Annotated in this window: 12 protein-coding genes; 10 read left to right on the top strand and 2 right to left on the bottom strand. The window is 71.8% G+C overall.

The genetic code is table 11. From position 1 onward, the window contains the following. Positions 1–135: 135 nt before the first annotated feature. A complete protein-coding gene (locus tag ACIRFL_RS14015; protein WP_404027714.1) occupies positions 136–1,044 on the top strand; it encodes a metallophosphoesterase family protein in 909 nt (302 codons plus the stop codon). Beyond that, complete coding sequence (locus ACIRFL_RS14010; RefSeq protein ID WP_404027711.1) at positions 992–1,675, top strand: 4'-phosphopantetheinyl transferase; 684 nt, start codon at positions 992–994, stop codon at positions 1,673–1,675. The genes ACIRFL_RS14015 and ACIRFL_RS14010 overlap by 53 nt, the downstream gene beginning before the upstream one ends. A 377-nt stretch (positions 1,676–2,052) precedes the next feature. Here ACIRFL_RS14010 and ACIRFL_RS14005 read toward each other — a convergent pair whose 3' ends face one another. Then, positions 2,053–3,288 (bottom strand): MFS transporter, encoded by a 1,236-nt coding sequence (locus tag ACIRFL_RS14005; protein ID WP_404027709.1) that lies wholly within the window; start codon positions 3,286–3,288, stop codon positions 2,053–2,055. A 135-nt stretch (positions 3,289–3,423) separates the two neighbouring features. Here ACIRFL_RS14005 and ACIRFL_RS14000 point away from each other — a divergent pair, with 135 nt between their 5' ends. Further along, complete coding sequence (locus tag ACIRFL_RS14000; protein ID WP_404027706.1) at positions 3,424–3,705, top strand: hypothetical protein; 282 nt, start codon at positions 3,424–3,426, stop codon at positions 3,703–3,705. A gap of 432 nt (positions 3,706–4,137) precedes the next feature. On the opposite strand, the gene ACIRFL_RS13995 is transcribed toward ACIRFL_RS14000, so the two are convergent. Continuing rightward, positions 4,138–5,940 carry a coagulation factor 5/8 type domain-containing protein gene (locus ACIRFL_RS13995; RefSeq protein WP_404027704.1) on the bottom strand — a complete coding sequence of 601 codons (1,803 nt, stop codon included), beginning with the start codon at positions 5,938–5,940 and terminating at the stop codon, positions 4,138–4,140. A 76-nt stretch (positions 5,941–6,016) separates the two neighbouring features. Here ACIRFL_RS13995 and ACIRFL_RS13990 point away from each other — a divergent pair, with 76 nt between their 5' ends. The 7 genes from ACIRFL_RS13990 (at position 6,017) to ACIRFL_RS13960 (ending at position 13,606) form a co-directional block, all read left to right on the top strand. Further along, entirely contained in the window at positions 6,017–6,355 is a 339-nt protein-coding gene (locus ACIRFL_RS13990; RefSeq protein ID WP_404027701.1) for a hypothetical protein, read from the top strand. Between the two features lie 560 nt (positions 6,356–6,915). Further along, on the top strand, positions 6,916–8,229 hold the full coding sequence (locus ACIRFL_RS13985) for an ABC transporter substrate-binding protein (protein ID WP_404027699.1): 1,314 nt from the start codon (positions 6,916–6,918) through the stop codon (positions 8,227–8,229). 5 nt (positions 8,230–8,234) lie between these two features. After that, positions 8,235–9,230, top strand: a complete 996-nt coding sequence (locus ACIRFL_RS13980; protein WP_404027697.1) for a carbohydrate ABC transporter permease — start codon at positions 8,235–8,237, stop codon at positions 9,228–9,230. After that, entirely contained in the window at positions 9,223–10,083 is an 861-nt protein-coding gene (locus tag ACIRFL_RS13975) for a carbohydrate ABC transporter permease (RefSeq protein WP_404027695.1), read from the top strand. The genes ACIRFL_RS13980 and ACIRFL_RS13975 overlap by 8 nt, the downstream gene beginning before the upstream one ends. After that, positions 10,080–11,492, top strand: a complete 1,413-nt coding sequence (locus ACIRFL_RS13970) for a GH1 family beta-glucosidase (protein WP_404027692.1) — start codon at positions 10,080–10,082, stop codon at positions 11,490–11,492. Before ACIRFL_RS13975 ends, ACIRFL_RS13970 begins: the two co-directional genes overlap by 4 nt. Positions 11,493–11,554: 62 nt before the next feature. After that, positions 11,555–12,091, top strand: a complete 537-nt coding sequence (locus ACIRFL_RS13965) for a GNAT family N-acetyltransferase (protein WP_404027689.1) — start codon at positions 11,555–11,557, stop codon at positions 12,089–12,091. A gap of 3 nt (positions 12,092–12,094) precedes the next feature. Then, on the top strand, positions 12,095–13,606 hold the full coding sequence (locus ACIRFL_RS13960) for an ABC transporter substrate-binding protein (RefSeq protein WP_404027688.1): 1,512 nt from the start codon (positions 12,095–12,097) through the stop codon (positions 13,604–13,606). Positions 13,607–13,609: the final 3 nt, after the last annotated feature.

The following is a 13,609-nucleotide window of genomic DNA, read 5'->3' as shown; positions in this document are numbered from 1 at the left end:
TCTGTCGTATACCCACCGTCCCGGCCTGCTGGTGATGTCCCGGCGCGACGCGTACCAGGGTGAGGGCGGTGGGCCTTGCCCGGCGGGCGTCCGGCGTGGTCTCGTGGAGCCCTCGCGTGATCGGAGGGATGACGGGTGGAGTCGTCGGCCGGGAGGACGGGCGGGTTGCTGGCCATCAGCGACCTGCATGTGGGATATCCGGAGAACCGGGCCCTCGTGGCCGGTCTGCGCCCGGACTCGGACGCGGACTGGCTGATCGTCGCGGGCGACATCGCGGAGACGGTGGCCGACATCCGCTGGGTCCTGACGACGTTGGCGGACCGGTTCAGCCGGGTGCTGTGGGTCCCGGGCAACCACGAGCTGTGGACGCACCCCAAGGACGAGGTCACCCTGCGCGGAGTGGCGCGCTACGACCATCTGGTCGCGCTGTGCCGGGAGTTGGGCGTGACCTGCCCGGAGGACCCCTATCCGGTGTGGGAGGGTCCGGGCGGCCCGGTGGCCGTGGCACCGCTGTTCCTGCTGTACGACTACTCGTTCCTCCCCGTCGGATGCGCCACGAAGGAGGAAGGGCTCGCCTACGCGCACAAGACCGGCATCGTGTGCAACGACGAATATCTGCTCCACCCGGACCCCTACCCGAGCCGCGAGGCGTGGTGCCGGGCACGGGTGGCCGAGACGGAGCGCCGGCTCGCCGAACTGCCGGACGGGCTGCCGACGGTGCTCGTCAACCACTACCCGCTGGACCGGCATCCGACGGAGGTGCTGTGGTACCCGGAGTTCGCCATGTGGTGCGGCACCCGGCTGACCGCCGACTGGCACCGCAGGTTCCGGGTGCAGACCATGGTCTACGGCCATCTGCACATCCCGCGGACCACCTGGCTGGAGGACACCCGCTTCGAAGAGGTGTCCGTGGGCTATCCCCGTGAGTGGCGCAAGCGTCCGGACCCGCCCGGCCGACTGCGCCGAATTCTGCCGATGGAGGTCGGATCCGGTGATCGAGGAGCTGCTCCCGGACTCGGTCGTGGCCGTGGACATGCACGGTGACGACGGGATCGAGGAAGGCCCGCTCTACCCTGAGGAAGAGGCCCTTGTGGCCCGCGCCGTGGCCAAGCGGCGCCGCGAGTTCTCCGCCGTGCGCGCCTGCGCCCGGCGGGCCATGGACAAGCTGGGTGTGCCCGCGCAGCCGATCGTGAGCGGCGAGCGCGGCGCCCCGCGGTGGCCGGCCGGCCTGGTCGGCAGCATGACCCACTGCGAGGGTTACTGCGGCGCCGCCCTGGCCCGCGCGAGCGACGTGGCCTCCCTCGGTATCGACGCCGAGCCGCACGCCCCGCTTCCCGACGGCGTCCTGGACTCGGTGTCCCTCCCACAGGAGCGAGGGCGGCTCGGCGAACTGGCCGCGGCCCGGCCCCAGGTGCACTGGGACCGGCTCCTGTTCAGCGCCAAGGAGTCCGTGTACAAGGCGTGGTTCCCGCTCACCGGGCAGTGGCTCGACTTCGGCGAGGCCGACATCGAGATCGTCCCCGAGCCCGGCGGCGACCCGGGCGGCGGCTTCCGCGCGACGCTCCTCGTCCCCGGGCCGGTCGTGAACGGCCGCCGGGTCGGCGTCTTCGACGGGCGCTGGGCGGTACGGCGCGGCCTGGTGACCACGTCGGTGACGGTCCCACACGCCCCCTGAGCCCTCGGCCGCCGCGCCGCGACCGACCACACGGCCTGCGCCTCGTCCGTCCCGGGCGGGCCTCCGCCACGACAGCCCCGACCGCTCGCGGCCCCGCATATGCCGTGTCCCGGCGGTCGGGCGCGGTCGCCCTCAGGGGTGGTCGGCCGTTGCGAGTCACTGCCGTGTTTCGGCCGTCGCGCATGGGCGGTCCTCAGAGGTCGGTCGTCGGGCCTTGGCCGTCCTCATGCGGCTGTCGGCCGGCCGGCTGTGGCCCTCCGTACCCGCGCTCCGGTCGGGGCTCGGTCGCTTTCCGTGGGGCTCGGTCGTCTGAGGCAAGTCGCCCTGCGAGGTCGGCCGTTGGGCGTCAGCCGTTCCCACGGTTCGGTCGTCGGCGGTCAGCCGGGTAGTTCGCCGAGGGCCGGGTGTTTGCGGCGCGTCGTGACCAGCATCGCCCAGAGCGAGAAGGCCAGCGGTATGGCGCCGGAGACGATCACCTGGCCGCGGCTGGAGACCAGGCTGTTGGGGGTGCCCAGCAGATAGCCGAGGCCGATGCAGGACCGGGACAGCGCCTGGTAGCAGGCCCAGGCGCTGCCGTGTACCTCGGCGGGCACATGCGAGTGCACCGCGTTGCGCAGCCCGACGTTGCACGCGCCGTTGCCGAAGCCGCCGAGCAGGAACAGCGGGAAGATGATCGCGGCCACGGGGACGATCCCGGCGAACAGCAGCCCCAGCGAGATGGCGAGCACCCCGCCCAGGATCAGCGCGGTGTGCCGGTCGGCCCAGCCCGCGCGGCCCGCGAGCAGCGCCCCGGGGATGCTGCCCAGCGCCCAGGTCGCCAGGAACAGGCCGAAGACGGCGTCGTTGCCGTCGGCGACGTCGCGCAGGTAGTAGACCCCGGCGACCACCTCGATGCTGGTGGCCAGCATCGCGGCGGCCAGGGTGGGCAGCAGCGCACCCACGACCGGCGCGTGCCGCAACGCCTGGTACCCGTCGGAGAGTTTCGCCGAGGGCCGCCGCCCGAGCGTCACGTCGGCGGACCGGGGCACGGCCAGCGCGGTGCACCAGGCCAGGACGAGGAACGAGACGGCGTCGGCGCCGAGCAGCACGGAGGTGCCCCATACGGAGTGCAGGAAGCCCGCCAGCGCGGGACCGAGCAGCCCCGCGGCCGAAAGACCCGCCGTGAGCAGGCTGTTGGCGCGGCCCGTGGACTCCGTGCCGGCCACCACAGGCAGGATCTTGAAGCCGGCGGCCACCGACGCCACACCGGCCAGCCCGGCCACGGCGATCAGCGCCACCCGCAGATGGAAGGCGTCGACGGCGGTGGCCGCACCGAGCGCCAGCGCCTGGGCGACCAGCGCCCACAGACACACGGCCCGGGCGCTGAGCCGGTCCACCAGGGAGCCGATGAGGGGCGCGGCGACGACCGTGGGCACGAGGTCGGCGAGGAACACCTCCGTCACGCCCCCGGGGACGTCGTTGTGCGCCGCGTCCAGCACCATGCCGAGGGAGGCGAGGGAGTCTCCGACACGGGAGAAGAGCGTCCCGGCGATGAGGATGAGTGCGGGGCCCGGGACGAACATCGTGCGACGCAGCACGGCGAACGACGTCTTCCGCGTCTTCTGCGTGTCCAATCGATTCCAATCCGTCCGCTTCCGCGTCACCCAGAGGCTGCCTGCCGAACAGATTAGGCCGGTTCGCACGGCGGGAGGGCATCCACCGGCCATACGGACACACCACTGTCCGTGGCCTTCGGGTGGGCGGCTTCCGTGCGCGAGTACCAGTTTCTCGGCCATGAGCGGCACTTCACCGGAAGTCCGCATTCCTGCTCCGGGAATCCGCGGAACGCCGGGCAATGCGTGCGCGGCGCCGTGCCGCGCCCGGCCGACCCGGGCGGGTCACAACTCGCCTATTGCGCCCAGGCGTTGACCGCGCTTTTCGGCCAGATGCCGCGGCTGTGCCGGTTTCCCCCGGTCAGCGCCACTGGCCTGGTGTACCGGCCGGGAATGGGTACGCCGGTCACCGCGGGTTTGTCGATTCCCGTCGGATGAATGTCCGGAAAATGTCGGGCCGCACCTCGGGTGACCCGCCCCGAGCCGTCCAACGGGCCCGGCAACCGTGAATTCCCGGAAGGCCAGGGCCGGTTCGAGAGCATCGCAGATGATCATGGAAGGTGACGAAGAATGAAGGAGAAGAGCGCTCGAAACGGTACCGGGAGGCAAGTCCCGGTAATTCTCGCCGAATACGGCGCCACGGCACTCCCTTCGCGAAGCGGCCGTTCGTGAATCGATTACACCCGCTTCGCCGTTCCCCACTCGCGCCACGACGCCGTGGCCGGGGCACCGCCGCCAGGCGCGGCGGCACGGCGGTGCTCATCGCCGTGCCGCCGGCCGAACCGTCAGACCAGGCCATCCGGTTGCGCAGCCGCTGCCCCGGGCCGGGGCACCCTCACCGGCCGGTCCGGCGGCTGCGCGTCGGCCCCGTCAGGGGTACGACACCACCGTGGACGGCGTGGTGGAGGTGCCCGAGGTGGGCGCCCCGGTCTCGTTGATCACGTGCTCGTACTGGCCGTTGCCGCCGAGCGAGACCACCAGCAGGTTGTGGAACCGGACGCCCGGGACGTTCGGGGCGGCGAAGCCGTGGTGCTGCACGATCGTCGGGTCGACGTTGTAGTAGCAGTAGCTGCCCAGGCCCCAGCCCTCGTGCGCGGTGACGTTGTCGCCGACCCGGTAGGCGGCGAAGCCCTTCACCGAGCCGTTCTGGACCGCCGCCTGGTTCGGGGCGTCGTACGCCTTCTCGTTCTGGAAGAAGACGGTGCGGCCCCGCTGGCCGAACCACTGCACGTCGTACTTGTTGAAGTGCTCCACGAACAGGCCGGTGGCGAGCACGTCGTCGCCGTTGACGACGACGCCGTAGTCGGCCCGGTTGGTGTCCCAGCCGACACCGGTGCCGTGGTCGGCGCGCCACACCCAGGTGTGGTCGACGACGGTGTGCCGGCTGTTGATCACCATGCTGGTGGTGGCCCGGCCCGCGCCGGCGCCGCCGATCCGGATGAACACGTCCTGCACGGTGGTCGGGTTGGCCGAGTGGTCCCGGGACGCCCCGGTGGGCCCGACCTCCAGCAGGGTGGGGGAGTTGACCGGTCCTGCGTCGATCAGGAAGCCCGCGAGGCGCACCCCGTCCACGTCCGCCACCTTCACCGCGGTGACGCCGTTGTCGGGCACGATCGTGGCGTAACCGAGGCCGAGCACGACGGTGTTGGCGTTGTCGACCTGGATCGGCCGGTCGACGTGGTAGATCCCCGGGGTGAGCAGCAGGTGCAGGCCCTGGGCGAGCGCCTGGTTGAGGGTGGCCGCGCTGTCGCCCGGCTTGGCGACGTAGAACCGGGACAGCGCCAGGGACGTGCCGCGCGGGGTGCCGTTGCCCCAGGTGACCCCGCGGGCGCCGGTCCGCTTCTCCGGCAGGAAGACGCGGTACTCGCCGCCGCTGAGGTACAGGAACGGCTTCTCCCGGGAGACGGGCGTGGTGTCCAGCGTGGTGTACGGCGGATTCGGGAAGGTCTGCGCGGGGGCGCCCTCGACTCCGGAGAACACCATGTTCCACACGCCGTTGAGCCAGCCGCCGATCGCGCTGTCGCGGGTGTACCACTGCTGCTGCGAGTACGGCCCGACCTGGCCGTCGATCCGGCTGTCCGCGATGTAGCCGCCGCTCGCCCAACCGTAGCCGGAGGGAGCCAGGTTGAGCCCGCCGCGGACATGCATGCGGCGGAACGGCGCGGCCTGGGCGACCGCCCAGCGGTTGGTGCCGTTGACCGGCACCAGGGCCAGGTTCTCCGCCGAACGCCAGAAGTTCTGCGTGGCGTTGCCGTTGAACCAGCCCGCGTCGACCGTGACGTCACCGTTGATGGTCGTGTCGTCGGGGGACAGGCCGAGGCCCGCGATGGAGGTGTAGAAGCCGAGCTGCGCGTTGAGGCCGTGGTAGGTGCCGGGTTTGAACAGCAGGGCGTAGCGGCCGGTGCCGAACTGCGCCGACTCCTGCTGCCGGAACACCTCGTCAAGCCGGGCCTGGATGTTCGGTGTGGACGGGTCGAACACGATGACGTTGGGGCCGAGGTCACCGCCGCCGGGCAGCGCCGACGGGCGCCCGCGGGACGGAACGGCCGACGCCGGAGCGGCGGACGTCGGAGCGGCCGACGCGGCGGTCGGCAGGCCCGCGACCGCGGTGGCCGCCGCTGCCGCGGCGCCGAGGACGGCTCTGCGGCCCACGGGAGGGGAAGTTGGGGGCATGCGCGGCTCTCCTGGTTCAGGAAGTGAACGAAGTGGGGGTGGGGAGCGCTCTCTCGCGGTTGGATGCTTCATTGATGTGAACGATGCGTCAAGAGCCGCGACCGAGTTCGCCGAGTCGGCCCCGGCCCGGCGGGAGGTGGTGACGTATCTCCGGCAGGGCCGGGCCGACGGGGCGCTCGTGGTCTCCACGCACGCCGACGAGTCGCTGCTCGCCGACGCCGGACTGCCCGCGGTCCCGTTCGCCCGCCCCTCGCGGCCGGCGCCGCTCGGCCCTGTGGACCTCGCCCACCGCGCCGGGGCCGCCTCGCCCTGCCTGCTCGACGAACACGTGCGAGGTATCCGTACCGAAGCGACGTCGCTCGTGTTCGACCCCACCCTGGTGGTACGGCAGTCCACCTGGCCCCCGGTCGGGTGACGGCAGTCGCTTCAGCGGCACCTGTCTGCGCCGGTGCTCTGGTCATGCGCTTGCGAGGGCGGCGTCACGGGTGTGCTCGGTGGTTCCGTCGACGCCCTGGCGGTGCGGCGCCAAAGGCTCCCTGGTGCAGGCGTGTTCGGCGTGCGCCGGGGGTTGGGGGGTGGTGAAGTGCAGGATCGGTTGGGGGAGTTGATCCGTCGGGCCTGGCGGTCCTCCGGCGGTGCCGCGGTCGGGCCGGGGGCGCGTCGGCGTCGTACCGGTGTGGTGGCAACCGCCCCTCGGTGCGGGTGAGTTCGGCGGGGCCGGCCGTCGAGATACAACCGTTGCAGAGTGGCCGTCCGCTCTCCCCTTGCAGCTCACCCGCCGTACGGCCGCCCTGCGCCCCCGGCCGTGCGGTCGCCCGGTCAGATACCTGTGCCGGATCCCTTGACGGCCGTTTCCGCCGGAGTTTAACTCACGTCCTAAATTAAGCCATGAGGGGGTTCGGGAAGCGAACGGGGTGTCGCCTCCCGCGGACCGTCCTTTCGGCCCTCGACTCCCGGAAAGGGACACCAGGAGCCATGCGCAGCATCCGAGCCGCGGCCGTAGGCGCCGTCACCATGTCTCTCGCCCTTGCCGCCACGGCCTGCGGAGGCGGTTCGTCCAGCGGCGGGTCCGACGACTCGCCGAAGACCCTCACCTATTGGGCCTCCAACCAGGGCGCCAGCATCGCGGTCGACAAGAAGGTCCTCAAGGCCGAACTCGACAAGTTCGAGCAGCAGACCGGGATCAAGGTGAAGCTGGAGGTCGTGCCCTGGTCGGACCTGCTCAACCGGATCCTCACCGCGACCACGTCGGGGCAGGGCCCCGACGTGCTGAACATCGGCAACACCTGGAGCGCGTCGCTGCAGGCCACCGGCGCCCTGCTGCCCTGGGACGGGAAGAACCTCGACAAGATCGGCGGCAAGGACCGCTTCGTCGACTCGGCGCTCGGCTCCACCGGGGCGGACGGCCAGGACCCGGCCGCGGTCCCGCTGTACTCGATGGCCTACGCGCTCTACTACAACAAGGAGATCTTCGCCGCGGCCGGCATCGACCAGCCCCCGGCCACCTGGGACGAACTGGTCGCCGACGGCGAGAAGATCAAGGCGAAGGGCAAGTCGGTCCTCGGCGCCGAGGGCGCGAACGTCTCCGAGAACATCCACCACGTCTTCGTCTTCGCCAAGCAGCACGGCGCCGACTTCTTCACCGCCGACGGCAAACCCGACTTCACCGCCGACAACGTGGTCGCCGCGGTCAAGCAGTACGTCGACCTGATGGCCAAGGACAAGGTCATCCCGACCGGCGACGCCGAATACGCGCAGAACCAGTCGGTCAGCGACTTCGCCAAGGGCAGGCAGGCGATGCTGCTGTGGCAGTCGGCGGCCGCCAACCTCAAGTCCCAGGGCATGAGCGAGGACAGCTACGGCATCGCCCCGGTGCCCGTGCGGTCCGGCACCCCCGGCACCGGCACCCAGATCAACTCGATGGTCGCCGGCATCAACATCGCCGTGTTCAAGAACACCCACAACCTCGACGGCGCCACCGAGTTCGTGAAGTTCATGACCAGCGACGAGGAACAGAAGATCCTCAACACGGCCTACTCCTCCATCCCGCCGGTCAAGAACGCGCAGGCGGACCCCGCCTTCAACGCCCCGGCGAACGCCGTGCTGAAGGACACCCTCGCCAAGAGCGCCGCCGCGCTGCCCCAGGTCGCCTCCGAGTCGCAGTTCGAGACGGCGGTCGGCACGGCCGTCAAGGAGCTGTTCGCCGACGCCGCCGCGGGCCGTGCGGTGACCACCGGCTCGGTGAGGGCCAAGCTCGAAAAGGCCCAGCAGCAGATGCCGGCGAAGTGAGCACGATGACCGCCACCGTCCCGACGCAGACCGGCGCCCGGACCGTGCGCGCGGGCTCCCCCGGTGCGGCGCGCGGCCCGCGCCGCACCGGGCGGATCCGCCGCACCGCACTGCCGTACCTGCTGCTTCTGCCCGCCCTGCTGCTCGAACTCCTCGTCCATCTGGTGCCGATGGTCATCGGCATCGTGATGAGCTTCAAGGAGCTGACCCAGTTCTTCATCCGCGACTGGGGCGCCGCCCCCTGGTCCGGACTCGACAACTACCGGATGTCGGTGGACTTCGACGCCCCGGTCGGCGAGGCCCTGCTGCACTCCTTCGCCGTCACCGTCGGTTTCACCCTGCTGTCGGTCGGCCTGTGCTGGCTGATCGGCACGGCCGCCGCGGTCTGTATGCAGGACACCTTCCGCGGCCGGGGCCTGCTGCGGGCCCTGTTCCTCGTGCCGTACGCGCTGCCCGTGTACGCCGCCGTCATCACCTGGGTTTTCATGTTCCAGCACGACAACGGGCTGGTGAACCACGTCCTGCACGACCAGTTGCACCTCACCGACAAGCCGTCCTTCTGGCTGATCGGCGACAACAGCTTCTGGGCCCTGCTGACGGTGTCCGTGTGGAAGGGCTGGCCGTTCGCCTTCCTCATCGTCATGGCCGGACTGCAGAACATCCCCAGGGAGTTGTACGAGGCCGCCGCGCTGGACGGCGCCGGGATGCGGCAGCAGATCCGGCGCATCACCCTGCCGTCGCTGCGCCCGGTCAACCAGGTGCTGGTCCTGGTGCTGTTCCTGTGGACGTTCAACGACTTCAACACGCCCTATGTGCTGTTCGGCAAGGCCGCGCCCGAGGCCGCGGACCTCATCTCCGTGCACATCTACCAGGCGTCGTTCGTCACCTGGAACTTCGGCACCGGCTCGGCGATGTCGGTCCTGCTGCTCCTGTTCCTGCTCGTCGTGACGGGCGGGTATCTGCTGCTCACCTCGCGCGGACGGAGGGCCGCCGATGTCTGACCCCAGATCGCCGATGGCCCCGCCGCGTTCCTTCCTGTGGTCCCGGCGGATCTTCCTCACCCTGCTGACCGGCTTCGTCCTGGTGCCGGTGTACGTCATGCTCTCCAGTTCGCTGAAGCCGCTCGCCGACGTCACCGGCACGTTCCGCTGGCTGCCCAGCGGGCTGACGATCCGCCCGTACATCGACATCTGGTCGACGGTGCCGCTCGCGAAGTACTTCGTGAACTCGCTGATCGTGGCGGGCGCGGCCACCGTCTGCTCGGTGGTGGTCGCGGTGTTCGCCGCGTACGCCGCCAGCCGCTACTCCTTCCGCGGCAAGCGGGTGTTCACGGTGACCGTGCTGTCGACGCAGATGTTCCCCGGCATCCTGTTCCTGCTGCCGCTGTTCCTCCTCTACGTCAACATCGGCAACGCCACCGGCATCGCCCTGTTCGGCTCGCGCGGCGGGCTGATCCTGACCTACCTCACCTTCTCGCTGCCGTTCTCCATCTGGATGCTCATCGGGTACTTCGACTCGGTGCCGCGCGATCTCGACGAGGCCGCGCTGGTGGACGGCTGCGGACCGCTCGGCGCGTTGTTCCGGGTCGTGGTGCCGGCCGCGATCCCCGGCATCGTCGCGGTCGCCGTCTACGCGTTCATGACCGCCTGGGGCGAGGTGCTGTTCGCCTCGGTGATGACCAACGAGACCACCCGCACCCTCGCCGTCGGCCTGCAGGGCTACTCCACGCTCAACGACGTCTACTGGAACCAGATCATGGCCGCCTCGCTCGTCGTCAGCGTGCCCGTCGTGGCCGGCTTCCTCCTGCTGCAGCGCTACCTCGTCGCAGGGCTGACCGCGGGAGCCGTCAAATGACGCACCGTCAGGCCGGCGTTCCGGCCCATCGTGAAGGGACTTTCGTGTCCGACCGCATCGACCTCGCCGCGCTCCCGCACGACTTCCTGTGGGGCACGGCCACCTCGGCGTACCAGATCGAGGGAGCCGTCGCCGAGGACGGCCGCTCCCCGTCGATCTGGGACACCTTCGCGCACACCCCCGGCAGGACCCACGGCGGCGACCACGGCGACGTCGCCTGCGACCACTACCACCGCTGGCGCGAGGACATCGACCTGATGCGCCGGCTCGGCACCAACGCCTACCGGCTGTCCGTCGCCTGGCCGCGCGTGCTGCCCGGCGGCGACGGCCCGGTCAACCCGCGGGGCCTCGACTTCTACGACCACCTGGTCGACGCCCTGCTGGCGGCCGGCATCACCCCCTCCGTCACCCTCTACCACTGGGACCTGCCACAGGTACTCCAGGACCGCGGCGGCTGGCCCGAACGGGACACCGCCGAGCACTTCGCGGCGTACGCCGAGGCCGTGGCCGCCCGGCTCGGCGACCGCGTGCGGCACTGGGCCACCCTCAACGAGCCCTCCTGCTCGGCCTGGATCGGCCATCTGGAGGGCACGATGGCCCCCGGCCTGACCGACCTGACCGCAGCGGTCCGCGCCTCCTACCACCTGCTCCTCGGTCACGGGCTCGCCGCGCAGGCACTGAGGGCCGCCGCGCCCGACGCCGAGGTCGGCATCGTCAACAACCTCTCCACGGTGCACCCGGCCAGTGACCGCCCCGAGGACGAGGCCGCCGCCCGGCGGCACGACGGGCACGTCAACCGCTGGTGGCTGGACCCGGTCCACGGCCGCGGCTTCCCGGCCGACATGCGCGAGGTGTACCGCGTGGAACTGCCCGAGCGCCCGGGAGACCCGGAGACGATCGCCGCGCCGCTGGACTGGCTCGGTCTCAACTACTACTTCCCGGCGCACGTGGCCGACAACCCGGCCGGTCCCGCGCCCCGCGCCCGCGAGGTGCGCCGCCTCGGCGTCCCGCGCACCGGCATGGACTGGGAGATCGACGCGAGCGGCATCGAGACGCTACTGCTGCGGCTCACCCACGAGTACGGGGCCCGCAGGATCTACGTCACCGAGAACGGCTGCGCCTACCCGGACGCGGTACGCGCCGACGGCACCGTCGACGACCCCGAGCGCCAGGACTACCTGCTCGGACACCTCGCGGCCTGTGCCGCGGCGGCCCGCAGGGGCGCCCCGCTGGCCGGCTACTTCGCCTGGTCGCTGCTCGACAACTTCGAGTGGGCCTACGGCTACGACAAGCGTTTCGGCCTGGTCCACGTGGACTACCGCACCCAGGCGCGCACCATCAAGGGCACCGGACACCGCTACGCGGACATCATCCGCCGCCACCAGAGCCGAACCCCCCACGCCGCCTGAGCCGGGCGCGGGGGACAGGGGCGAGGTGATCACCGTCGCGACTTAATGCATATGATGTGCAAGTGCGTGAGATCATCATCAGGAGTGCGGGGCCCGAGGACATCGGCGGTGTGCGCGGTGTCATGCTCGACACCGTCTACCGGGACTTCGGGACGGGGTACGTGCCCCGGTGGCACGAGGACATCGTCGATCCGCTGAGCGCCTACGTCCTGCCCGAGCGGCACACGCTGCTCGTCGCCGTGGACACGGCCCGCGGGGAGGTCGTGGCGACCGCCGCGCTCGACTCCCGCGGGCCCGCGCATCCGCCCAACCCGCCGCGGCTGGCCCAGCGTTACCCCTCCGGGCGGACCGCCCAGCTGCGCCGGGTGTATGTGCGGCCCGAGTACCGCAGGCGCGGCCTCGCCCGACGGCTGGTGGCCGAGCTGCTGGCGTTCGCCGCGGCGGACGGCGGCTACCGGTCCGTGTATCTGCACACCGACCCGGCCGTGCCCGGCGCCGAGGCGTTCTGGCGGTCCCTCGGCACGGTCGTGCACGACGAGCGCGCCGACCCCGGCGCAGGACAGGGCATCGTGCACTTCGAGATATCGATGGGGCGGTGAACCGTGCGGCCCCGTCTGCCCCGCCGCCCGCGCCGTACCCGGACGGTCTGCGCCCTGCTCCTCGCCCCGCTGCTGGCCGGCTGCTTCGCCTCCGACGGTGACACGCCGGGCGGCGACGCCCAGGACGGCCGGCGGCTCCGGGTCGCCCTCGCCTTCCCGCCCGCCGAACGGCTCTCCCCGTACGGCGCCGACGCCACCATCCTCAGCCGGCTCGGCGTCACCGAGGGGCTGACCGCGCTGGACGGCAACGGCGCCGCGGCGCCCGCGCTCGCCCGGTCCTGGCGGCGCGACGGCGACCGCGCCTGGGTGTTCACCCTGCGCGAGGCCGTCTTCCACGACGGCGGCGACGTCACCCCGGCCGCCGTGGTCACCGCCCTCGGACACGCCGCCGGGGCCAGGCCCGCGCCCGCCGCCCTGTCCGGCGTCACGCTCACCGCGACGGCCGAGGGCGACCGGAACGTGCGCATCACCACCGGCCGGCCCGACCCGATCCTGCCGCTGCGGCTGTCCAGCCCGAGCCTCGCCGTCCTGTCCCAGCGGGCGTACGGACCGAGCGGCGAGGCCGACCCCGTCGGCACCGGCACCGGCCCCTTCGCGCTCACCGAGGTCACCGGCGCCACCGCCGCCACCCTCGGCCGGTTCGACGACTACTGGGGCGGCCGGGCCCAGGCGGCCGGCGTCGACGTCCGGTTCATCGCCGACGGCACCGCCCGGGCCAACGCCCTGCGCACCGGCGAGGTCGACGTCGCCGAGGCGATCCCCGTCGCCCAGGCCGCCACCCTCGATGCGGGGACCCGGCGCGAGACCGCCACGACGCGGACCACCAGCCTGCTCCTCAACAGCTCGTCCGGCCCGTTCGAGGACCCCGCGCTGCGTGCCGCCGCCCGCGCGGCCGTCGACACCCCGAAGCTGGCCGAAGACGTCTACGAGTCCCACGCCGACCCCGGCGCCGGCCTGTACGGGCCCGCCGTGACCTGGGCCGACGGCAGACACCTCGAACCCGTCGGCCGCTCCCGCCCGAACCCGCCGCACGGCGCCCCAGTGACCCTCGCCACCTACGACAACCGGCCCGAACTCCCCGAGGTCGCCCAGGTGCTGGGGCAACAACTGGAGCGGGCCGGATTCCGGGTCCGCCTGGTGGTGCGGGAGTACGCGCGGCTGGAGGGCGACGCGCTCGCCGGGAAGTTCGACGCGCTCGTCCTCGCCCGCAACAGCCTTCTCGACACCGGCGACCCCGTCGCCGTCCTCGCCGGCGACTACAGCTGCGACGGCGGCTACAACCTGGCGCGGCTGTGCGACAAAAACGTCGACCGGGCGGTCGCCGCGGCCGAGGCCACGGCCGACACCGCGCAACGGCAGACCGCCGCCCTCACCGCCGAGGCCCGCATCCTCGGCACCGACGCCGTCGTACCCCTCGTGCACCAGCGCGTCATCACCGGCGTCGGCACCTCGGTGAAGGGCGTGCTCCTCGACCCGTACGAGCGCACCCTCATCGGCACCGGCACCCGGCGCTGACCC

This window comes from Streptomyces sp. NPDC102462 (assembly GCF_044765425.1).
GTDB lineage: Bacteria > Actinomycetota > Actinomycetes > Streptomycetales > Streptomycetaceae > Streptomyces.
This window is presented reverse-complemented; position numbering and strand designations above follow the sequence as displayed.

What these genes read in the sequence shown, in the direction of transcription:
- ACIRFL_RS13980 (WP_404027697.1), top strand. Translation starts at nt 8,235, where the DNA reads ATGACCGCCACCGTCCCGACGCAGACCGGCGCCCGGACCGTGCGCGCG.
- ACIRFL_RS13995 (WP_404027704.1), bottom strand. Translation starts at nt 5,940, where the DNA reads ATGCCCCCAACTTCCCCTCCCGTGGGCCGCAGAGCCGTCCTCGGCGCC.
- ACIRFL_RS13985 (WP_404027699.1), top strand. Translation starts at nt 6,916, where the DNA reads ATGCGCAGCATCCGAGCCGCGGCCGTAGGCGCCGTCACCATGTCTCTC.
- ACIRFL_RS13970 (WP_404027692.1), top strand. Translation starts at nt 10,080, where the DNA reads ATGACGCACCGTCAGGCCGGCGTTCCGGCCCATCGTGAAGGGACTTTC.
- ACIRFL_RS13975 (WP_404027695.1), top strand. Translation starts at nt 9,223, where the DNA reads ATGTCTGACCCCAGATCGCCGATGGCCCCGCCGCGTTCCTTCCTGTGG.